Source organism: Streptomyces sp. P6-2-1, assembly GCF_050613165.1.
GTDB lineage: Bacteria > Actinomycetota > Actinomycetes > Streptomycetales > Streptomycetaceae > Streptomyces.
This window is the reverse complement of the sequence record NZ_CP192513.1, coordinates 4,631,933-4,652,558: the sequence shown is the minus strand read 5'-3', so window position 1 is coordinate 4,652,558 and position 20,626 is coordinate 4,631,933. Positions and strand designations below refer to the sequence as shown.

22 protein-coding genes and 1 tRNA gene are annotated in these 20,626 nt (G+C 71.9%); 7 read left to right on the top strand and 16 right to left on the bottom strand.

Going from position 1 to position 20,626, the window contains the following annotated elements; all coding sequences use genetic code 11:
* Positions 1–84: 84 nt before the first annotated feature.
* The 4 genes from ACQYWQ_RS19965 (at position 85) to ACQYWQ_RS19950 (ending at position 3,269) form a co-directional block, all read left to right on the top strand.
* Entirely contained in the window at positions 85–1,584 is a 1,500-nt protein-coding gene (locus ACQYWQ_RS19965) for an MFS transporter (protein WP_431036313.1), read from the top strand.
* Between the two features lie 135 nt (positions 1,585–1,719).
* A complete protein-coding gene (locus ACQYWQ_RS19960; RefSeq protein WP_431036311.1) occupies positions 1,720–2,358 on the top strand; it encodes an HNH endonuclease in 639 nt (212 codons plus the stop codon).
* On the top strand, positions 2,355–3,179 hold the full coding sequence (locus ACQYWQ_RS19955) for an HNH endonuclease signature motif containing protein (RefSeq protein WP_431036310.1): 825 nt from the start codon (positions 2,355–2,357) through the stop codon (positions 3,177–3,179). Before ACQYWQ_RS19960 ends, ACQYWQ_RS19955 begins: the two co-directional genes overlap by 4 nt.
* A 15-nt stretch (positions 3,180–3,194) precedes the next feature.
* Positions 3,195–3,269 (top strand) — tRNA-Leu (locus ACQYWQ_RS19950).
* Positions 3,270–3,319: 50 nt separating this feature from the next.
* On the opposite strand, the gene rdgB is transcribed toward ACQYWQ_RS19950, so the two are convergent.
* The 4 genes from rdgB to ACQYWQ_RS19930 form a co-directional block, all read right to left on the bottom strand.
* Positions 3,320–3,922: an RdgB/HAM1 family non-canonical purine NTP pyrophosphatase gene (rdgB, locus tag ACQYWQ_RS19945; protein WP_431036309.1), complete on the bottom strand. Its 603-nt coding sequence runs from the start codon at positions 3,920–3,922 to the stop codon at positions 3,320–3,322.
* A gap of 34 nt (positions 3,923–3,956) precedes the next feature.
* Complete coding sequence (locus ACQYWQ_RS19940; RefSeq protein WP_431036308.1) at positions 3,957–4,349, bottom strand: hypothetical protein; 393 nt, start codon at positions 4,347–4,349, stop codon at positions 3,957–3,959.
* 150 nt (positions 4,350–4,499) lie between these two features.
* Complete coding sequence (gene rph, locus ACQYWQ_RS19935; RefSeq protein WP_431036306.1) at positions 4,500–5,225, bottom strand: ribonuclease PH; 726 nt, start codon at positions 5,223–5,225, stop codon at positions 4,500–4,502.
* A 75-nt stretch (positions 5,226–5,300) separates the two neighbouring features.
* Entirely contained in the window at positions 5,301–5,534 is a 234-nt protein-coding gene (locus ACQYWQ_RS19930; RefSeq protein ID WP_008745947.1) for a glucose PTS transporter subunit EIIB, read from the bottom strand.
* 147 nt (positions 5,535–5,681) lie between these two features.
* Here ACQYWQ_RS19930 and ACQYWQ_RS19925 point away from each other — a divergent pair, with 147 nt between their 5' ends.
* Positions 5,682–6,974, top strand: a complete 1,293-nt coding sequence (locus ACQYWQ_RS19925) for a PTS transporter subunit EIIC (protein ID WP_431036304.1) — start codon at positions 5,682–5,684, stop codon at positions 6,972–6,974.
* 129 nt (positions 6,975–7,103) lie between these two features.
* Here the strand turns inward: ACQYWQ_RS19925 and ACQYWQ_RS19920 are convergent, their stop codons facing one another.
* The gene (locus ACQYWQ_RS19920; protein ID WP_431036303.1) at positions 7,104–7,856 is read right to left on the bottom strand and encodes an MBL fold metallo-hydrolase; all 753 of its coding nucleotides are present in this window, start codon (positions 7,854–7,856) and stop codon (positions 7,104–7,106) included.
* A gap of 219 nt (positions 7,857–8,075) precedes the next feature.
* On the opposite strand from ACQYWQ_RS19920, the gene ACQYWQ_RS19915 reads away from it, so the two are divergent.
* Positions 8,076–8,522: a type II toxin-antitoxin system PemK/MazF family toxin gene (locus ACQYWQ_RS19915; RefSeq protein WP_431036302.1), complete on the top strand. Its 447-nt coding sequence runs from the start codon at positions 8,076–8,078 to the stop codon at positions 8,520–8,522.
* Positions 8,523–8,580: 58 nt separating this feature from the next.
* Here ACQYWQ_RS19915 and ACQYWQ_RS19910 read toward each other — a convergent pair whose 3' ends face one another.
* The 11 genes from ACQYWQ_RS19910 to clpS form a co-directional block, all read right to left on the bottom strand.
* Complete coding sequence (locus tag ACQYWQ_RS19910; RefSeq protein ID WP_431036300.1) at positions 8,581–9,531, bottom strand: PLP-dependent cysteine synthase family protein; 951 nt, start codon at positions 9,529–9,531, stop codon at positions 8,581–8,583.
* Complete coding sequence (locus tag ACQYWQ_RS19905; protein ID WP_431036299.1) at positions 9,531–9,809, bottom strand: MoaD/ThiS family protein; 279 nt, start codon at positions 9,807–9,809, stop codon at positions 9,531–9,533. Before ACQYWQ_RS19905 ends, ACQYWQ_RS19910 begins: the two co-directional genes overlap by 1 nt.
* A 120-nt stretch (positions 9,810–9,929) precedes the next feature.
* On the bottom strand, positions 9,930–10,034 hold the full coding sequence (locus ACQYWQ_RS19900; protein ID WP_010295339.1) for a putative leader peptide: 105 nt from the start codon (positions 10,032–10,034) through the stop codon (positions 9,930–9,932).
* 158 nt (positions 10,035–10,192) lie between these two features.
* Positions 10,193–10,615 (bottom strand): Mov34/MPN/PAD-1 family protein, encoded by a 423-nt coding sequence (locus tag ACQYWQ_RS19895; protein WP_431036298.1) that lies wholly within the window; start codon positions 10,613–10,615, stop codon positions 10,193–10,195.
* 82 nt (positions 10,616–10,697) lie between these two features.
* Complete coding sequence (locus ACQYWQ_RS19890) at positions 10,698–12,161, bottom strand: amino acid permease (protein WP_431036296.1); 1,464 nt, start codon at positions 12,159–12,161, stop codon at positions 10,698–10,700.
* A 207-nt stretch (positions 12,162–12,368) separates the two neighbouring features.
* Positions 12,369–12,674 carry a hypothetical protein gene (locus ACQYWQ_RS19885; protein WP_431036295.1) on the bottom strand — a complete coding sequence of 102 codons (306 nt, stop codon included), beginning with the start codon at positions 12,672–12,674 and terminating at the stop codon, positions 12,369–12,371.
* 156 nt (positions 12,675–12,830) lie between these two features.
* Complete coding sequence (locus ACQYWQ_RS19880; RefSeq protein WP_431036294.1) at positions 12,831–16,274, bottom strand: ALF repeat-containing protein; 3,444 nt, start codon at positions 16,272–16,274, stop codon at positions 12,831–12,833.
* Positions 16,275–16,567: 293 nt separating this feature from the next.
* Positions 16,568–17,077 (bottom strand): hypothetical protein, encoded by a 510-nt coding sequence (locus ACQYWQ_RS19875; protein WP_431036292.1) that lies wholly within the window; start codon positions 17,075–17,077, stop codon positions 16,568–16,570.
* Between the two features lie 28 nt (positions 17,078–17,105).
* Positions 17,106–17,642, bottom strand: a complete 537-nt coding sequence (locus tag ACQYWQ_RS19870; RefSeq protein WP_431036290.1) for a hypothetical protein — start codon at positions 17,640–17,642, stop codon at positions 17,106–17,108.
* A 290-nt stretch (positions 17,643–17,932) separates the two neighbouring features.
* A complete protein-coding gene (locus ACQYWQ_RS19865; RefSeq protein WP_431036289.1) occupies positions 17,933–18,520 on the bottom strand; it encodes a DUF2017 domain-containing protein in 588 nt (195 codons plus the stop codon).
* Positions 18,520–18,810: an ATP-dependent Clp protease adapter ClpS gene (clpS, locus tag ACQYWQ_RS19860; RefSeq protein ID WP_431039262.1), complete on the bottom strand. Its 291-nt coding sequence runs from the start codon at positions 18,808–18,810 to the stop codon at positions 18,520–18,522. Before clpS ends, ACQYWQ_RS19865 begins: the two co-directional genes overlap by 1 nt.
* Before the next feature lie 334 nt (positions 18,811–19,144).
* Here clpS and ACQYWQ_RS19855 point away from each other — a divergent pair, with 334 nt between their 5' ends.
* A complete protein-coding gene (locus tag ACQYWQ_RS19855) occupies positions 19,145–20,488 on the top strand; it encodes a nicotinate phosphoribosyltransferase (RefSeq protein ID WP_431036288.1) in 1,344 nt (447 codons plus the stop codon).
* Positions 20,489–20,626 lie beyond the last annotated feature (138 nt).

The following is a 20,626-nucleotide window of genomic DNA, read 5'->3' as shown; positions in this document are numbered from 1 at the left end:
GCCCGCTGAACGAGTGGGTTTGAGCGCGGCGGAAGCGCGCAGGTGTTCAGCTTGGCAAACAGGACCGGCGAAAGGAACACCGTCATGGCGGCGACCGACAACGACGAGCCGGTGGTGGACCCCGCCGCGGTCAGACGCCACCGGGTGCTCTTCCGCGCGATCGACAAACGGCGCCACCCCAGGCTGCGCCGCAGCGACATCACCGTGACCGACGAGGCCGCGGTCAAGAGGGCCACCAAAGCGGCCATGCTCGGCAACGCGATGGAGTGGTACGACTTCGGGATCTACAGCTATCTCGCGTCGACGCTGGGCAAGGTGTTCTTCCCCTCGGGGAACGACACCGCCCAGCTCCTCTCCTCCTTCGCGACCTTCGCCGTGGCCTTCCTCGTCCGGCCGATCGGCGGCGCCGTCTTCGGCCCCCTCGGCGACAAGATCGGCCGCAAGTCGATCCTCGCCATCACCATGATCATGATGTCGATCGGCACCCTCGCGATCGGCCTCATCCCCTCGCACGCCACGATCGGCGTCTGGTCCCCGATCCTGCTCATCTTCTTCCGCCTCGTCCAGGGCTTCTCGACGGGCGGCGAGTACGGGGGCGCCTCGACGTTCATCGCCGAGTACGCGCCCGACAAGCGACGCGGCTTCTTCGGCAGCTTCCTCGAATTCGGCACCCTCGCCGGATACGTCGCGGCCTCGGGCCTCGTCGTCCTCCTGACCACCTTCTTCAGCGATGACCAGATGCTCCACTGGGGCTGGCGCATCCCCTTCCTCGTCGCCGCCCCGCTCGGCTTCATCGGCCTGTGGCTGCGGATGAAGCTCGACGAGACCCCGGCCTTCCAGAAGCTGGAAGGCGGTCAGGTGCGGGCCAGCGAGGCCGCCGACGCGGTCGAGACCTCGGCCGCGGCCGACCTCGGCAAGATCTTCACGCAGTACTGGCGGCCGCTCGTGCTGTGCCTGGCCCTGGTGGCGGCGTACAACATCACCGACTACATGCTGCTGTCGTACATGCCGACGTACCTCTCCGACGAACTCGGCTACGGGACCAACAAGGGGCTGCTGATCCTGCTCCTCGTGATGGTCGTGCAGATGTGCCTGCTCCAGCAGGTGGGCCGCCTCTCGGACCGCGTGGGCCGCAGGCCGCTCCTGATGGCGGGGATGATCGGCTTCCTGGTCCTGTCCCTCCCGTCCTTCCTGCTCATCCGCGAGGGCAGCGTCATCCTGATCGCCCTGGGCCTGCTCCTCCTGGGCCTCTCGCTGGTCTGCCTCCTCGGCACGATGTCGGCGGCGCTCCCCGCGATCTTCCCGACCCAGGTCCGCTACGGCTCCCTCTCGATCTCCTACAACCTGGCCACATCGATCTTCGGCGGCACGACCCCCCTCGTGATCACCGCCCTGATCAGCGCCTTCGGCACGAACCTGATGCCGGCGTACTACGCGACGGCCGCGGCGGTGGTGGGCGTGATCGCCGTCCTGTGCCTCAAGGAAACGGCGAACCTCCCCCTGGCGGGCTCCCCGCCGTCGGTGGAGACGGAGGAAGAGGCGGTCGAACTCGTGCAGGCCCAGACCCCGGAACCGAAATTCTGACGAGCCGATGACCTGATTCGTACGAAGAGGAACGCCCCGTACCGGTGAAGGTACGGGGCGTTCCGCCGTCCGGGGTAACCGGACTCGAACGGGTGTCGTTGCACGAGGTGGACGCTCGGTCGAACGGGAGTGGGAATGAGGTCCAGGTACACGGACGAGGAACTACGGGCGGCCTTCGAGGGGGCCCTGACACTGCGGGAGGTGATGACGCGGCTGGGGGTGGACCTGGAGAACCGGGAACGGCGCACGTATCTGCGGCGCCGCATGAACGCGATGGGGCTCGACCTGAACCGCTTGGAGGACGAACGCGGGCGGTGGACACGCGCGGAACTCGCGGAAGCGGTGGCGGCCTCGCACACCATGTACGAGGTGCTGTCGCGCCTGGGGGTGGACCAGGTGGGTGGCTGGCACACGCACCTGAGCCGTCGCATCGCGAAGCTGGGTATCGATACGTCGCACTTCGTGCGCAGCAGGGGCAGTGTGCCCCGCCACGGCGTCCGAAGGCGCACGACTGCCGAACTCCTGGCCAAGGAGGCGGGCAGGACGCGCCGGGTGCCCGGGGAGAGGCTGAAACGGGCGCTCTTGAGCACCGGTCGGCCAGAGGTGTGCGCCGACTGCGGCATCGGCCCGGAATGGATGGGCGAGCCCCTGCGTCTGGAAGTCGACCACATCAGTGGCGACTGGCGGGACAACAGGGGCGAGAACCTGCGATTGCTGTGCCCCAACTGCCACTCGATGACGGACACCTTCCGCCGCAAGAAGCGCACGCGGTGAGCGCCGTGAAATACCCCAGGTCCGTCCTCGCCGCCGAGGCTCCTGCCAGCGACAGCTTGCTGGACCTGCTGGACCGGATCGAAGCCCCGCGCTCCAGGACGGCAATGCGGTACGTGGAGCGGCGGCTGCGGCACTACGGCATCGACACCAGCCACTTCCGGCCTAGCGCCGTTCCAGCGCGAAAACCCATCGCGTACACGCGAGAAGCGCTGGCCGAAGCGGTCAGGGGGGCCGGCAGCCTGCGCGAGGTGGGCACTCGGCTGGGGCTGCCGGACGGCGACGTTCCGTACAGCCTCGTCCGTCAGCGCATCGCGCAGTTCGGCATCGATATTTCGCACCTCCCGCGCACGAAACCCCCGATCGCGGAGCTGCCACCGGAGAGTGTGCGCAAGGCGGTCGCCGAGGCCAGGTCCGTCGCGGAGACACTCCGGTCGCTCGGCCTGGAGCCCCGTGCAAGCGCACGTCGAATGCTGCGGAGCGCATGCGAGCGCTACGGCATCTCCACGGCCCACTTCCTGGGTCGGGCGAGCAGGAAAGGCGTTCCGCAGCCCCGCAAACCGGCCTCAGTGGTGCTCGTCCTGAAACCACCGACGGCAGGGCGCACCCCAGGGGCAATGCTCCGACGCGCCCTGGACGACATCGGCCGCCCGCGCGTCTGCGAAAAGTGCGGCCTAAAAGGGGAGTACCGGGGGCGCCCGCTGGCGTTGGAGATCGACCACATCAACGGCGACTGGCGGGACAACCGGGCGGAGAACCTGCGCCGCCTGTGCCCGAACTGCCACAGCCAGACCGCCACTTTTGCCGGTAGGGTCGGGAAGTGATACAAGTCTGACGCTGGACCCGTACCCCAGCTGGCTAGAGGGACTGGGTTTAGGTCCCAGGTGTCATGGGTTCGAATCCCATCGGGTTCACCCGCGGAAGGGGCGCCCCCGCCGGGGCGCCCCTTCCCCGTTCCGCCCCCTCAGCCCACCAGTTCCCGTACCACCGGTACCAGCGCCCTGAACGCCTTGCCGCGGTGGCTGATCGCGTTCTTCTCGGCCGGGGTCAGTTCGGCGCAGGTGCGGTCCAGGCCCTCCGGCTCCAGGATCGGGTCGTAGCCGAAGCCGTTCGTGCCGGACGGGGCGAGGCGGAGGGTGCCTCGGAGGTGGCCCTCGACCACGCGTTCCGTGCCGTCGGGGAGGGCCAGGGCCGCCGCGCAGGCGAAGCCGGCGGCGCGGTGGGGCGGGGCGATGTCGGAGAGCTGGGCCAGGAGGAGGTTCAGGTTCGCCTCGTCGTCGCCGTGGCGGCCCGCCCAGCGGGCCGAGAAGATGCCGGGGGCACCGTTCAGGACGTCGACGCACAGCCCGGAGTCGTCCGCCACCGCGGGGAGGCCCGTCGCCCGGGCGAGGGCGTGCGCCTTCAGGAGCGCGTTCTCGGCGAAGGTGACGCCCGTCTCCTTGACGTCGGGGATCTCCGGGTACGCGTCGGCACCGACGAGTTCGTGCCCGAGCCCCGCCTCGCTGAGGATGGCGTGCAGCTCGGTGACTTTGCCCGCGTTGCGCGTGGCGAGGATGAGACGGCTCATGCCCGTCAGTATTCCGCAGCCCGGGAGCCGCAGGTCACGGGGTGCAGACCTTCGTCAGTTCGCCCGCCGCGTCGGTGAGCGGGGCGAGGTCCGGGGTCTTGTCGCCGTCCGCGACGTCGGCCCGCACCGCGTCGACCGCCTTGCCCAGTCCGTCGAGCGCCTGCTTGAGGTCCGCGTCGCCGGCCTTCTTGCCGAGGGCGTCGAGGTCCTTGTCGATCGCGGCGAGTTCGGCGTCGGGGTCGAGGGGGTCGTCGCCGAGGCTGTCGGCGGACTGCTGGAGGTTGGTGACGTGGTCGGCGATGGTGTCGGCGGTGTGGACGCAGTCGAGCGCCTTCTGCGCGGCGTCGCAGGCGGTGAGGCCGAGCAGCGGGAGGGCGGCCAGGAGGAGAGCGGCGGCGGTGCGGCGGGCTCGGCGGTGCGCGGGCATGAGCGGGCGGTCCCTTTCGTCCACGGCGGGTCGAGACCCGGAGGAGTGGACTCCCCCGGGTCTCCGTCATGCGGGATGACGCCGCGGACGGTTGTTCGGTTGCCCGTCGCCCGTACTTCGCTTGGGGTTTTCTTTACCCTGGCGCGCGGTTCAGCCTTCGAGCGCCTCGCGCTGAAGGGCCGCCAGGTCCGCGCAGCCCGCGCTCGCGAGGTCGAGGAGCGCGTCGAGTTCGGCGCGGTCGAAGGGCGCGGCCTCGGCGGTGCCCTGGACCTCGACGAAGCGGCCGTCGCCGGTGCGGACGACGTTCATGTCGGTCTCGGCGCGCACGTCCTCCTCGTACCGCAGGTCCAGGTAGGGGACGGAGTCGATGATGCCGACCGAGATCGCGGAGACGGTGTCGCGCAGCGGGACGCGTCCGGCCTTGACGAGCTTCTTGCCCTGCGCCCAGCGGACGGCGTCGGCGAGCGCGACGTACGCGCCGGTGATGGCGGCGGTGCGGGTGCCGCCGTCGGCCTGGAGGACGTCGCAGTCGAGTACGACGGTGTTCTCGCCGAGGGCGCGGGTGTCGACGACGGCGCGGAGGCTGCGGCCGATGAGGCGGGAGATCTCGTGGGTGCGGCCGCCGATCTTGCCGCGTACGGACTCGCGGTCGCCGCGGGTGTTGGTGGCGCGCGGGAGCATCGCGTACTCGGCGGTGACCCAGCCCTCGCCGCTGCCCTTGCGCCAGCGCGGCACGCCTTCGGTGAAGGAGGCGGTGCACAGGACGCGGGTGTCGCCGAAGGAGACGAGTACGGAGCCTTCGGCGTGCTTGCTCCAGCCGCGTTCGATGGAGACGGGGCGGAGCTGGTCGGGGGTGCGGCCGTCGATGCGTGACATGCGGCTGAGCCTAGTTGGTCGCGGGGAACGCCCGTGACGCCCGGTCGGCGTCCCCCGTGCCGTCCGGCGGGCCCGTCACATCATGTCCTCGATGTCCGCCGCGATGGGGTCGGCGTCGGTGCCGATGACGACCTGGATGGCGGTGCCCATCTTGACGACGCCGTGGGCGCCCGCGGCCTTGAGCGCGGCTTCGTCGACCTTGGAGGCGTCGTAGACCTCGGTGCGCAGCCGGGTGATGCAGCCTTCGATGTCGCTGATGTTGTCGAGGCCGCCGAGTCCGGCGACGATCTTCTCCGCCTTGCTGGCCATGCGCCACGCTCCTTGTGCCCGGTGCTCCGTGTTGGGGGTTTTGTCACGTTAACTCACCGTTGGCCCATCTTCACGGGCGGCGGCGGCCGGGGTGCCGAATCATGACGCTCAGCAGGGGCGCGGCCCGGGCGGCACGGGAGGTTGTGGATGAGCGCGGCGACGAGTGCGGCGACGGCGGGGCCCGGGCCCTGGGGGAAGTTCTTCCAGGGCTTGCAGAAGATGGGGCGTTCGCTCCAGTTGCCCATCGCGGTGCTGCCTGCGGCGGGGATTCTCAACCGGCTGGGGCAACCGGACGTCTTCGGCGACGACGGCCTGGGGTGGACGAACGTCGCGAAGGTGATCGACGCGGCGGGCGGGGCGCTGCTCGACTCGACGCTGGGGCTGCCGCTGCTGTTCTGCGTGGGCGTCGCGATCGGGATGGCGAAGAAGTCGGACGGCTCGACGGCGCTGGCGGCGGTGACGGGATTCCTGGTCTTCTACGCGGTGCTCCAGGCGTTCCCGGTGGATTGCCCCCAGGGGCAGCAGGCGGTGGACGGGGGTTGCGTCGACTACGCGGGCAGGGCGTTCACCGCGGCCACGTACCAGAATCCGGGGGTGTTCGGCGGGATCGTGATCGGGCTGATCTCGGCGTACGTGTGGCGGCGGTTCTACCGGACGAAGCTCGTGGACTGGCTCGGTTTCTTCAACGGGCGGCGGCTCGTGCCGATCCTGATGGCGTTCATCGGGCTGCTGCTCGGGGCGCTCGCCGCGTGGACGTGGCAGCCGATCGGGAACGGTCTGACGAACTTCGGGGAGTGGCTCTCGGACGCGGGGGCGTGGGGTTCGGGGGTCTTCGGGGTCGCGAACCGTGCGCTGCTCGTGGTGGGGCTGCACCAGTTCCTGAACACGTTCCTGTGGTTCCAGTTCGGGGACTACCGGCAGGCGGACGGGACGGTGGTGCACGGGGACGTGACCCGGTTCCTGCACGGGGACCCGACGGCGGGGCAGTTCATGACGGGGTTCTTCCCGATCATGATGTTCGCGCTGCCGGCCGCCGCGCTGGCGATCACGCACTGCGCGAAGCCGCACCGGCGCAAGGAGGTGGGCGGGCTGATGCTGTCGGTCGCGCTGACCTCGTTCGTCACGGGGATCACGGAGCCGATCGAGTACTCGTTCCTGTTCGTGGCGCCGGTGCTGTACGCGGTGCACGCGGTGCTGACGGGTGTGTCGATGGCGGTGTCGTGGGCGGTGGGGGCGAAGGACGGTTTCAGTTTCTCGGCGGGGCTGATCGACTACGTCATCAACTGGTCGCTCGCGACGAAACCGTGGCTGTTGTTGATCATCGGGGCGGGGGCGGCGGTCGTGTACTACGCGGTGTTCCGCTTCGCGATCACGCGGTTCGACCTGAAGACGCCGGGCCGGGAGCCGGAGGAGGAGCGGGAGGACGAGACGCGGGCGTGAGGCCGGGGGACGGCGAGCGGCGCGGGCCGGTACGGGAGGGGCGGCGGTACGGGGGCGAGCACGGTGAGCCTCGCCCTCGTACCCCCGCCGCGGCCCGTACCGCTCAGACCTCCGCCGGGCCCGTACCGCTCAGATCTCGTACACCGCGCCCGGGTGGGCCAGCTCGACCGGGCCCTCGTAGGCCGCGCGGGCGGCGGTGAGGTTGAGTTGGGGGTCGGTCCACGGGGGGATGTGGGTCAGGACGAGGCGGCGGGCGGCCGCGCGCTGGGCGCTCTCGCCTGCCTCGCGGCCGTTGAGGTGGAGGTCGGGGATCTCCTCCTTGCCGTCGGTGAAGGCGGCTTCGCACAGGAACAGGTCGCTGTCGGCGGCGAGTTGGTCGAGTGCGGCGGCGGGGCCCGTGTCCCCGGAGTACGTGAGGGAGCGGCCCTCGTGCTCGACGCGGAAGCCGTACGCCTCGACGGGGTGGCGGACCTGCTCGGCGTGGAGGGTGAAGGGGCCGATGCGGAAGCTGCCGGGTTTGAGGGTGTGGAAGTCGAAGACCTCGGCCATCGCGGAACGCGTGGGGGTGTCGCCGTGTCCCGCGGTGAGGCGTTCCTCGGTGCCCTCGGGGCCGTAGACGGGCAGCGGCCGGGTGGTGAGGGGGTCGGCGTTGTAGTAGCGCACGACGAAGTACGCGCACATGTCGATGCAGTGATCGGCGTGCAGGTGGCTGAGGACGACGGCGTCGAGGTCGGTCAGGCCGATGTGACGCTGCAACTCGCCGAGGGCGCCATTGCCCATGTCGAGGAGCAGCCGGAAGCCGTCGGCCTCTACGAGGTAGCTGGAGCAGGGCGAGTCCACGGACGGGATCGAGCCCGAGCAGCCGACGACGGTGAGCTTCATGAAGCGGGAACCTCCGCGCGGACGGGGTGAGCGGGGTGCGGGTGCGATCCGTCGAGCGTACGGGGAGTGCCGGTGGCGGGCTTCACGCCTGCGGCGGGTTGTGGGAGAAGTCACCGGCAAGACCACCCGTGAGGGGTGGGGTGGTCCCCTGGGAGTGGCCCGTGCCACGTGGCACGGGCCGGGCGGGATCGCCGCGTCGTTCGCGGGTACGTTCGCCGTATGGGTGTGTCGTGGTGGTGGTTGCTCGCGGGTGTCGTCGTGCTCGGGCTGCTCGTGTCGCTCGTCGACGCGTGGGGGCGCAGTGACCGGGGGCCGCGCGGGCGGCGGCGGCCGCCGCGCGGGCCCGGCGGTGCGCGGGCGCGGGAGCCGCGGCCCGGGGAGATCTGGTGGGCGCTCGTGCCGTTCGAGGACGGTCCGGGGGCGAAGGACCGGCCGTGCCTGGTGCTGTCGGTGGGGCCGCGCGCGGCGCGGGTCATGAAGATCACGAGCCGTCAGCACCCGGAGCGCGGCGGGGTCGTGGCGCTGCCGCCCGGTGCGGTGGACGATCGCGAGGGGCGGCGCAGCTACCTGGAGACGGGTGAGCGGCGGAAGGTGCCGCTGCGGGATTTCCGGCGCAGGGCGGGTGCGGTGGACGCGGGGCTGTGGGAGCGGGTGCGGAAGGGGTGAGAGGGCGCGGCCCCGCCCCTCGCCCCTTCCGCGTCCGCTCCGCCGGGCCCTGTGCCGCTCAGGCCCAGAGCTGTCCCTGCAGGGTGGCGATCGCCTCTTCGGTCGTCGGGGCCGTGTAGACGCCCGTGGACAGGTACTTCCAGCCGCCGTCGGCGACGACGAAGGCGATGTCCGCCTCCTCGCCCGCCGTGCGGGCCTTCTTGCCCATGCCGATGGCCGCGTGGAGCGCGGCGCCGGTGGAGATGCCCGCGAAGATGCCTTCCTCCTGGAGGAGTTGGCGGGTGCGGGTGACGGCGTCGGCGGAGCCGACGGAGAAGCGGGTGGTGAGGACGGACTCGTCGTACAGCTCGGGGACGAAGCCCTCGTCGAGGTTGCGGAGGCCGTAGACGAGGTCGTCGTAGCGCGGTTCGGCGGCGACGATCTTCACGTCGGGCTTGTGCTCGCGCAGGTAGCGGCCCACGCCCATGAGGGTGCCCGTCGTGCCGAGCCCGGCGACGAAGTGCGTGACCGAGGGGAGGTCGGCGAGGAGTTCGGGGCCTGTCGTGGCGTAGTGGGCGCCGGCGTTGTCCGGGTTGCCGTACTGGTAGAGCATGACCCAGTCGGGGTGCTCGGCCGCGAGGTCCTTGGCGACCCGTACGGCGGTGTTGGAGCCGCCGGCGGCGGGGCTGGAGATGATCTCGGCGCCCCACATGGCGAGGAGGTCGCGGCGTTCCTGGCTGGTGTTCTCGGGCATGACGCAGACGATGCGGTAGCCCTTGAGCTTGGCGGCCATCGCGAGCGAGATGCCGGTGTTGCCGCTCGTGGGCTCCAGGATGACGCAGCCCGGGGTGAGACGTCCGTCCTTCTCGGCCTGTTCGACCATGTGGAGCGCGGGCCGGTCCTTGACGGACCCCGTGGGGTTGCGGTCCTCCAGCTTCGCCCACAGACGCACGCCGTCCCCCGGCGAGAGCCGGGGGAGCTGGACGAGCGGGGTGTTGCCGACGGCGGCAAGGGCGCTCTCGTACCGCATCAGCGGGCGCCACCGGCGACGGCGGGGAGGATCGTGACGCTGTCGCCGTCGCTGAGCTTGGTGCTGATGCCGTCGAGGAAGCGGACGTCCTCGTCGTTGAGGTAGACGTTGACGAAGCGGCGGAGCTTGCCGTCGTCGACGATGCGCTCCTGGATGCCGACGTGGCGGCTGTCGAGGTCGGCGAACAGCTCGGCGAGCGTGTCCCCGCTGCCCTCGACGGCCTTGGCGCCGTCGGTGTAGGTGCGGAGGATGGTCGGGATGCGGACCTCGATGGCCATGTCGGTCTCCTTCTCGGAGGTCAGGGGCGCGCGGCGGCGCCTCGGAGCGGCGGTACGGGGGTGGGGCGCCGTGGTGCGTGCGCGCGCCGGGAGCGGCGTGGCGCGCGGGGGGATCGGCGCTCAGCGCGGACAGAGCGCCCCTGCGACGCGGCAGAGGTCGACGTGGCGACGTGCCGTGAGCAGCGGGGTGCCCGGCTCCTGGGTGCGCACGTCGAGGTCAACCATGCGGTCATCGTAACGATTCCCGCCCCGGTACCCGGAGGGGTGTCCCGAGGCGCGGACGCCCCGCGTTCACATGGTGGCGGCGAGGGCGCCCGCCGGGGGCGCGGCGGGGTGCTCGCGCGGAGTCTCGGCTCGCGCGGAGTCTCGGCTCGCGCGGAGTCTCAGGAGGCGGGGACGACCTTCACGTCCTCCTCGGTGACCACGCCGTCCACGATGCGGTACGAGCGGAACTGGAAGGGGCCCGCGTCGTCGGTGTCGGCGGTGGAGACGAGGACGTAGTGGGCGCCCGGCTCGTTCGCGTAGGAGATGTCCGTGCGCGAGGGGTAGGCCTCGGTCGCGGTGTGCGAGTGGTAGACGATCACGGGTTCCTCGTCGCGGTCGTCGAGGTCGCGGTAGAGGCGGAGCAGGTCGCCGGAGTCGAACTCGTAGAAGGTGGGCGAGCGGGCCGCGTTGAGCATGGGCACGAAGCGCTCGGGGCGGTCGCTGCCCGCCGGTCCCGCGACGATGCCGCACGCCTCGTCGGGGTGGTCCGCGCGCGCGTGGGCGACGATCTGGTCGTACAGCTCCTGGGTCAGGGTCAGCATGCGGCCAGCCTAGACGGACCGTACGCGTGTACGGGCGGGTCCGTCCCGCGGAGTGGGACGGACCCGCCCGGCACGTGGACGCTCAGACCTCGGCGGGGGCCGTCTCCTCCGGGTCGGCGGGGCGCGCGTACGGGGCGCGGGCGAGGTGGACGCGGTAGGCGCCGACGAGGAGCGCGCCCCAGACGGGGGCGGCGTAGAGGGCGACGCGGTTGTCCTTGTCGATGCCCATGAGGACGAGGACGAGGAGGAGGAAGGCGAGCGCGAACAGGCTCGTGAAGGGGGCGCCGGGGGCGGGGAAGGAGGAGGCGGGGAGTTCGCCGCGCTCGGCCTTGCGGCGGTAGCGGAGCTGGCAGACCAGGATCATGATCCAGGCCCACACGCCGCAGATGGTGGCGAGGGACATGACGTACTGGAACGCCTTGCCCGGCCACTGGTAGTTGATCCACACGCCGACGAGCATGAGCGCGGCGGAGAACGCGGTGCCCAGGAGCGGGGTCCCGGCGCGGGTGAGGCGGGCGAAGAGGGTGGGGCCCTGGCGGTTGAGGGAGAGGTCGCGGAGCATGCGGCCCGTCGAGTACATGCCGGAGTTGCAGGAGGAGAGCGCGGCGGTGAGGACGACGAAGTTGACGATGGCCGCGCCGACGCCGAGGCCCATCTGCTCGAAGGCGGCGACGAAGGGCGAGACGTCGGGCTGGAACTTCGTCCAGGGGACGACGGACAGGATCATGAGGAGCGCGCCGATGTAGAAGACGGCGATGCGCCAGGGGACGGTGTTGATCGCCTTCGGGAGGTTCTTCTCGGGGTCCTCGGACTCGCCGGCCGTGACGCCGACGAGTTCGACGGCGAGGAAGGCGAACATGACGATCTGGAGCGTCATGAGGGTGCCGCTCAGGCCGTGCGGGAAGAGGCCGCCCTCGTCCCACAGGTGGGCGACGCTCGCGGTCTCGCCCGCTTCGGAGAAACCGAGGGTGAGGATGCCGAGGCAGATGAGGATCATGCCGACGATCGCGGTGACCTTGACCATCGAGAACCAGAACTCCAGCTCGCCGAAGACCTTCACGGAGATGAGGTTCACGCCGAAGAGGAGGACGGTGAAGGCGAGCGAGGAGGCCCACTGCGGGATGGCCCACCAGAAGGTCATGTACTTGGCCGCCGCCGTGACCTCGGTGATGCCGGTGATGACCCAGCCGAGCCAGTAGGTCCAGCCGGTGACGAAGCCGAAGAAGGGGCCGAGGAACTCGCGCGCGTACTCGGCGAAGGAGCCGGACACCGGGCGGTAGAGCAGGAGTTCGCCGAGTGCCCGCATGATGAAGTAGATGACGAGCCCGGCGGCCGCGTAGGCGAGGACGAGGCTCGGGCCCGCTTTCGCGATGGCCGTCCCCGCGCCGAGGAAGAGCCCGGTGCCGATCGCGCCGCCGATGGCGATCATCTGGATCTGCCGGGCGCCGAGCGCCCGGTGGTACCCCTCGCCGTTCTCGGTCTTTGCCACCGCCGCCAAGGGCTCCGCCGGCTCCTCGCCCGGCGTGCCGACCTGCGTGGACGTCATGTATCGCGCCTCTCTCCCGCGTGAGAGGACAGGAAACCACTTCCTGTGGCCGGATCGTGACACGACGTGACGGTTGCACCCGTACGCGTGACGCGACGACGGGAGGCTGTGCCCGGGAAGGTCGCTTCCCGGGCACAGCCTCCCGTACGTCACCACGCGGACGTCACCACGCGGACGTCACCCACGCGGACGTCACCCGCGCGGACGTCACCGCGCGAGCGGGCTCAGCAGGACCACCCCCACCAGACACGCCAGGAGGGACACCACGAGCCACCCCGTCGAGACGGGGTTGAGCGAGACCTTCGTCCAGGGGTTGCGCTCCTGTTCCAGGATGTCGGCCGCCGTCCGCCTCCTGACCGGTACGAGCATGACCAGGATGCCCAGCAGGGCCCAGCTGTACAGGTAGAGGCCGTAGGACAGGGAGTGGCCCCGTACGAGGGCGAGGAGTGTCCCCGCGAGTACTCCCCCGAGGGGGACCAGGGAGACGCCTCGCTTGGCCTTCGGTGTCGGCATGCACCACCGCGCCACGGGAACGTAGACGGCGGTGGTCGCGCCGGCGACGACGGCCCAGCTTTCGGCAGGCAGACGGGGGAGCAAGGGAGAGGCCTTCCCACACTGGTCGGGACGGACGGCGGTGGAGCCGCCGCGGCCGGGCCGCGGCGGCGCGCCTCACCAGGGCGTCAGGTCGTGCCACGCGCTGCTGACGGCTCCGCCCACGGACTTGCCGGCGCTGACGATGGTGCTCGTGGCAGGCGAGAGGACGGACGCGCCGATCCGCTGGGCCTGGACGCCCACCGACATGACACCGCCTTCCAGCCCCCGGAAGGCGTCGTCGATCAGGCCGACGGTGCCGCCGAACTTGGTGAAGGGGATTCCGGTGGTGAAGACGCCCACGGCCACGCCGAAGGCGGACGTGACGAACTTCGAGGAGTTCCAGCCGTCCGTGAAGAGGGTGATGGTGGCGCTCGCGATGCCCGTCACCAGGGAGACGGCCCCCGCGGCCCCGTACAGCGCCTCGCCGAACGGCGGCGGGCAGAGCAGCCCGATGGTGGCGAGGTATCCCGCGTACGTGGAGACGTTGCCGAGCGCGTCGGCGACCGCGGACCACTGGTCCTTGTCGAGGCCGAGGAACTCGCCCGGGTCCTTCGTGGAGTCGTTGTCGGCGTTGTCGGCCTGATCGATGCTCTGCTGTTTGGCCTTCGCTGCCGCCTCGGCCGCCTTCCTGGCGGCCGCCGCCTGTTCCTCCTTGCGCTTGGCGGCGACGATCTGCCTGGCCTCGGATGCCGCCTGCGCGGCCGTCCTGGCGTCCTTGCCCGCCTGGGCCGCCGAGGCGGCTGCGGCGTTGGCGGAACTCTGCGCGTTGCTGGCGGAGACCATCGCGGACGCGGCCGCCGACGTGGCCTGGTTCGCGCTGTAGTTGGCGCGCCGGGCAGCGGAACGGGCGTTCAGCGCGGCGGCCTTCGCCTTGTCGGCGGATGCCTGGGCGTCCTTCGCCGACTTCTCGGCCGCGTCCGCGTGGGCGTCGGCCTGCTTCTTGTAGTCGGCGGCCTTGTTGGCGGACTCCGTCGCCGCGGTGGCCCACTTCTGCGCGTCGGAGGCGGCCTTGCGCGCCTCGGCGGCGACCTTCTGCGCCTTCGCCGCGTTCGTGACCGCGTCCTGGGCCCGCTTGGCGGCGTGGGCGAGCATCGCCTGCATCGCGGAGGTGTGGGCGGCCAGATCGGCGTCGAGCTGGATGACCCTGGGGTAGGCGGAGGTGACGAAGGTCCGGCGCAGCCAGCCGGGCCCCTCGACGGCCACACTGGCGGCCATCTTGGTGTACGGGCCCGCCGATTCGATCGCCGAGAAGACGGCGACGTTGTCGTCCTCGGCCTGCGCCGGGCCGTAGGCGACCGTGAAGAAGTCGTGCACGGCCTTGGCGGAGCCGTCCGCCAGGGCGTCGTTCGCCGCCTTCGTCACCGCCTTGCCCGGGTTGTCGGCCAGGACGCGGAAGATCGCCGCTGTCTGCTCCTGCCGGGCCGCCTCGATCGCGCCCGAGGTGAGGAAGGCGGCAGGGGCCGCCTCGTCGGAGGATTCCAGGGCCGCCTGGGCCGCCGCCGCCACATCGGCGGAGGAGACCTGGCTGACGTAGAGGACAGTCTCCCGGTCGTCCTGCTGCTGGGCGAGCGCGCGGTCGGCGTCGATCCAGTTGAGCATCGACTCGGTTCCTGCGGCCAGCGCGAAGCCCGCGGCCTCCCTGGTCCAGGTGCCGTGCGAGGACAGCAGTTCCAGGCACGCCGCGCGGCCGTGCCCGACGGCGGCCGTACGGTCCCCCGCGGCCAGGGCCGACTCGGCAGCCGCGATGAGATCGAGCGTGGCGGAGTCCGTCGCCTGCTGCTGGCTGAGCTGATCGCGGTAGTCGGCGAGGTCCTGGGCTTCGAGCGCGGCGAGCGCGGCGGCCTCCGCCCTGCCCTGCTCGGTGTACTCGTCGAGTTTGGCGAGTTCCGCCTCGCGGGCCGTCTCCTCGACGGACTGCGCGTCGAGTACGGCCTGCACCGCGGCGTCCGCGGCCTTCTGCGCGTCGGCGGCCCACTCGGTGGACTTGTTGGCGAAGTCGACGGCCTGGCCCGCGGCCTTGACGGCCTCGTCGGCCGCCGCGGCGGCCTTGTCGGCGTGGTCCGCGGCGGAGTTGGCCGCGTCGCGGGCCGCGGCGGCGGCCGTCGCCGCGGTGTTGGCCAGCGACTGGGCCGTTCCGGCCGCCTTGGTGGCGCGGGCGGCCTGGGCGTCCGCCTCGGCGGCGGCGGCGCGGGCAGCGGCGGCTTCGGAGGCCGCCGCTCCGGCGGCGCCCGCCGCGGTGGCGGAGGCGTTGGCCGCGGCCGCCGCGTCCCGGGCGGCCGCAGCGGCGGAGTTGCCCGCGGCGACGGACTGCGCGGAGGCGACGCGCGCCTGGTCGGCGGCCTTGGCGGCCGTACGGGCCTTGCTCGCGGCGTTGCGGGCGGCGATCGCGGCGTCCTTCGCCGCGGCCGTCTTGGAGGCGTCCTGGGAAGCGGCCATCGCGGCCTGGTAGGCGGCGGACGCCGCGTGCGCGGCGGTCGCCGCCGCCGAGGTCGCGGCGTGCGCGGCCCAGGCGGCCTTGCGGGCCGCTGTCTGGGCGGCGTACGAGGCGGAGATGGCACTGGACGCGGCGTTGGCCGCGCCCTTCGCCGCACCGGCGGCCTTGCGGGCGGCCGCTGCGGACTTGGCGACGTCCTCGCGTGCCGCCTGGGCCTCGGCCGCCGCGTCCTGGGCCGCCTTCTTGGCCTGTGCCGCGGCCTCCTTGGCCTTGTCCGACTCCTCCTTCGCCTTCTCCGTCGACAACTGCGCGCGCTGCGACTGCCGTTCGGTCACGGCGACGAGCTGCTCGATGCTCGCGGCCTCCTCGTCCCTGGCCCTCGCGATGTTCTGGCCGATCTCCAGGAACCAGCGGATGGCCTCCTCGCCACCGTCCGACAGGGCGCTCTGGGCGAAGGTCGTCAGCTGCGGTCCGGCGCCGTTGAGGATCTTGAAGACCTCGGCGGTCTCGTCCTCCAGGCGCGCGGGGAACTGTGCGTCGGTGATGAAGTCCAGGAGCGCGTCGCCCGAGCCGTCGCCGAGCGCCTTGTCCGCCGCGGCCTGCACGCTCTTCCCGCCGAGGGCCTTGATGCTGAAGGTGAGGACGCTCATGTCCTCCTTCTGCACCGCCTCGTATCCCTCGCCGAGGAACGCCGCGATCTCGTCGTCCCCGGCGGCGAGTACGCGGGAGATCTCGGCCGTGGTGCCCCTGCCCGACATGGCGAGACCGCGGAACAGCGCGAGGCGGTTGTCCTCGGCGACGGCGGCGGGCAGCTTCGTGGCGACGAAGTCCGCGACGTCGGCGTCGCTTCCCGTCAGGGCCGCCGCGGCGGCGGCGCGGGTCGCCTTGCCGCCCGCCTGGTAGGCGGTGACCGCCTTGGCCCTGGGGGTGTCCGGAAGGGAGGGGAGCTGCGGAGCGTCGTCCGCGGCGGGCGCGCCGCCTGCCGCGAAGGCTCTGGAGGTGAGGTTGAGGGGCAGGGCGGCGGCCGTCGTCGCGGCTGCCGTCGCGGTGAGCAGGCGGCGCCTGCTCCAGTACGTGGTGTTCACAGAACGAGTCCCAATCGGTCTGCGGCAGACGGGCCGGCCGGCTCGGGCGGACCGTCTTCCATCGTGGATGTGGAGGTGGCGAGCCGAGCGGGATCACCACACCCCGGCACGTCGCGCGTGCGGACGTGCCAGGACGGACGTGCTCCGCGGTGTGGCGGGTGCGCTCGGTGAGGTCGCGCCCCGGGCAGGGGGCACCGCCCCTGGGAGGCGGCGGCCCTGGGGGCGGCGGCCCCGGGGGGGCGGCGGCCCTCCCGCGCGGGAGCGGGACGGACCGGTACGTGAGGGTGGGGCTGTCAGCCGTCGTCGTCGGGGATCGCCGCGATCCCGGGATGACCCTCATGGCTGAGCCGCCCGGTGGTGAGGCGCGTGCTCCGGTCCGGGGCGTGGGCCGTGGGCCGCTTCCTCGCGGTCCGGCCGGCCCCGTCGCCGGCGCACGGGGCGAGGCCGTGGGCGCGCGGGGCGAGGCCGTGGGCGCGCGGGGCCTGCCCGTACCGCCCGTGGAGGCCGATGTCCCTGGCCTGGACGGCGGCGGCGAAGGGGCCTGCGTGCGGGCGCAGAGGGGCCCTTTCGGTCCTCCTCCTGCCGCATCCCGGCGCGAGCGCGCGGAGTTCCGCTTCGGCCACGGCACCGGGACCGCTCCGCGCGGTGTTCCCGCCGTCGGGGCGGACAGCGAAGGAACGCCAACTGTCCCGCGCCTTGGTACCGGTGGTGGCGCTCGCCGGAGCGGCGACCACGCGGGCCGACGCGGCGGACCCGGCCGCCGGCGGGGCCGTCCCCCGGTCTTTCCTGCTTCTCTTCTTCACTGACTGCACTCCCCCCGTACGCACACACCTACTTGGTGGTGGATATCTCGACAAGCGCGTAGTCGTTCCCGGGGTCGACGCTTTCCCCCACGGGGGTGATGGTGTTCTTCGCGATGTCGTAGTGCGTGGTCTTGTCGTCCGTGGTCATGGTCACGTCGGCGCTCTGGTCGGCGGCGCCCTTGATCCCGTAGACCGCGGGGATCTCCAGGCTGAGATAGCCGCTGGTCCCCGTGACCCGGAAGCAGATGTGCTCCGACCGGTTGCGCTCCCAGATCTCCAGCAGGCCGTCCTGGCTGCCGCAGTCGGCGAGCACGATGTGCCCGTCGCCCCGCTTGAGCGTGATGCCCTGCTCCTCCTTGATCTTGGCGGCGTTGGGGTAGTCGAAGTCCTCGACCAGGTACCCGGGCGCTTCGTCCGCGACGGAGGCGGCGGACGTGGCGGACGTGGCGGACGTGGCGGACGTGGCGGCAGCCGCCCCGGAGTGACCGGCCGAGACGGACGTCCAGACCAGGGCGGCGGCCCCGGCAGCGCACGCGGTGACCACCACGCGAGAAGCAAGCTTCATTTCCATCCTCGTCATCTCGTTGCGAGAATGCCCATACCGGACACGAGCGAGGTGTGAAGCCCTTGCGCACCCACCCCCGCGTCATCCTCTGATGGGCAATCAACCACCCACATACAAACCGCAGTTCCTCCACATGTCCACCTGGACAAATGAGGGGTACACGGAAGTAGCGTGCGGAATCAGTTCCCCCACTCCGGCCCGCGACGAGGGCGCGGGGAAGGGATGCGGGCACACGCCGGAAACCCCTCCGGCAGGAGCCCGAGGGGTTTCCGCACGTCCGGCGGGATCGATTACGGGAGCAGTGTCTCCACGAGCGTCTCCTGCAAGCCGCCCAGCCACAGGTACGCCATGACCATCGGCTTGCGCGGGTCGCTGTCCGGGAGTTCGTAGAGGAGTTCCGTGTCGCCCTCGGCGGTGATGTCGAGGCGGGTCGAGAGGGCGAGGCGGAGGTCGTTGAGGGTGCGCAGCCAGGTCTGGGCCGCGACGCCGGCGAGCTGGAGGCGGGCGTTGCCGCGGGCGTCGGTGCGCAGGTCGTCGAGGGTGCGGACGACGGTGAGGGCGTCCTCACGCTTGCGGGCGCGCAGGTCGTTCTCGGTGTAGCGGCGGAACTCGGCCGAGGCGGCGTGGAGTTCGGGGCCCTCGTCCTGGCCGGGGCGGGTGTAGGCGTCGGGGAAGAGGCGGCGCAGGACCGGGTCGGACGGCGGCTTGCTGGGACCCTCGGCGAAGAGCCCGGCGAGCGGGTCGTCGTCGTCACCGCCGGGGCCGGGCCCGACGAGTTCGAGGAGCTGTACGGCGAGCGAGCGGATGATGCTGGTCTCGACCGCGTCGAGGGTGACCTCGGCGGCGCCGTCCGGGGTGCGTTCGAAGAGGCCGGGCATCAGTCGCGGTCCTGCTGGAGCGTGGCCCACAGTCCGTAGCCGTGCATCGCCTGCACGTCGCGCTCCATCTCCTCGCGGCTGCCGCTGGAGACGACGGCGCGTCCCTTGTTGTGCACGTCGAGCATCAGCTTGGTGGCCTTGTCCTTGGAGTAGCCGAAGTACGACTGGAAGACGTACGTCACGTAGCTCATCAGGTTGACGGGGTCGTTGTGGACGAGCGTGATCCACGGGAGGTCCGGCTCCGTCGCCGCGGAGGACTCGGCCGCGGCGTCGGGCCGCTCCACCTCCATCGGGGCGGGGGTCGCCAGGCGGGCCGCCGGGCGGGCGGCACCGCGCCCGGATACGGGGGCGGGCGAAGGGGCTGGGGAGACGGACGGCACACTCACGGGGGCCATGCTGCCACTGTCCGGGGCACGTCGCACGAACGGCCCCTTCGGGGTCGCGCGGTCACGCCCCGTACCGGCGCACCGTCACGCCCCGTACCCCGTCCGTACCGGCGCCCCGTCATGCCCCGTACCCGCCCGCACCGGCGCACGGTCACGCTCCGTGCCCGTCCGTACCGGCGTGTCCCACGCCACTCCCAGAAATCGTCAGAGTGACGCTAACTGGGGTAGCATCCCCTCCATGAACACAGCGGACCTTGGCCTGCCGGTGGACGTCCCGTCGACAGCGCTCTTCACGGATCACTACGAGCTGACGATGCTCCAGGCCGCGCGGGCCAACGGCACGGCCGAGCGGCCCTGCGTCTTCGAGGTCTTCACGCGCCGGCTGCCCGAGGGGCGCAGGTACGGGGTCGTGGCGGGCACCGGGCGCGTGCTCGACGCGGTCGCGAACTTCCGTTTCGACGCGGACCAGCTGGAGTACCTGCGCGCACACAAGGTGGTCGACGGGGACACCCTCGCGTGGCTCGCCGACTACCGCTTCTCCGGCGACATCTGGGGCTACCCCGAGGGCGAGGTGTACTTCCCGGGCTCTCCCCTGCTGCGCGTCGAGGGGACCTTCGCGGAGTGCGTGCTCCTGGAGACGGTGATCCTCTCGATCCTCAACCACGACTCGGCGATCGCCGCGGCCGCCTCGCGCATGGCCTCGGCCGCCGGGGACCGCCCGCTCATCGAGATGGGCGCGCGCCGCACCCACGAGCTGGCCGCCGTGGCCGCCTCGCGCGCCGCCTGGATCGGCGGTTTCTCGACGACGTCCGACCTCGCCGCCGGTTACCGCTACGGCATCCCGACGACCGGCACGAGCGCGCACGCCTTCACGCTCGTGCACGACGACGAGCGAGCGGCCTTCGAGGCGCAGGTGGCCTCGATGGGCCCGGACACGACGCTGCTCGTCGACACCTACGACGTCGAGAACGCGGTCCGCACGGCCGTCGAGGTCGCGGGCCCCGGGCTGGGCGCGGTACGCATCGACTCGGGCGACCTGCTCCTCGTCGCCCACCGCGTGCGCGACCAGCTCGACGCCCTCGGCGCACGGAACACGCGGATCGTCGTCACCTCGGACCTGGACGAGTACGCGATCGCCTCGCTCGCCGCCGCGCCGGTGGACGCCTACGGGGTCGGCACGCAGCTCGTCGTGGGCAGCGGTCACCCGACGTGCTCGATGGTCTACAAGCTCGTCGCCCGCGCGCGCACCGCCGAGCCGGGCGCGCCCCTGGAGCCGGTCGCGAAGCGCTCGGTGGGGGGCAAGGCGTCCGTCGCGGGGCGCAAGTGGGCGGCGCGGCGCAGGGACGCGGCGGGGATCGCCGAGGCCGAGGTCGTCGGCACGGGCGAGGTGCCCGCCGCGCTGCGCGAGAGCCAGCTCCTGGTGCCGCTCGTGACGCAGGGCGAGGTCGTGGGCCGGGAGCCGATGAGCGCGGCGAGGGACCGCCACAAGGCGGCCCTGGAGGGGCTGCCGCTCTCGGCGACACAGCTCTCCCGCGGCGAACCGGTGATCCCGACGGAGTACCACCTGGACACGAAGGGCTGAGAGGAGAAGCCTCTCAGGGGGTACCGCCCGGCCGTAGGCTGGGGGAGCTTGAGGAGCGGGGTGCGGGGCGGAGGCCCAGCTACGGCGCCCCGTAAGCACGCCGGACCACCCGCCCCGCCCACCCGCAGAGAGCCGAGG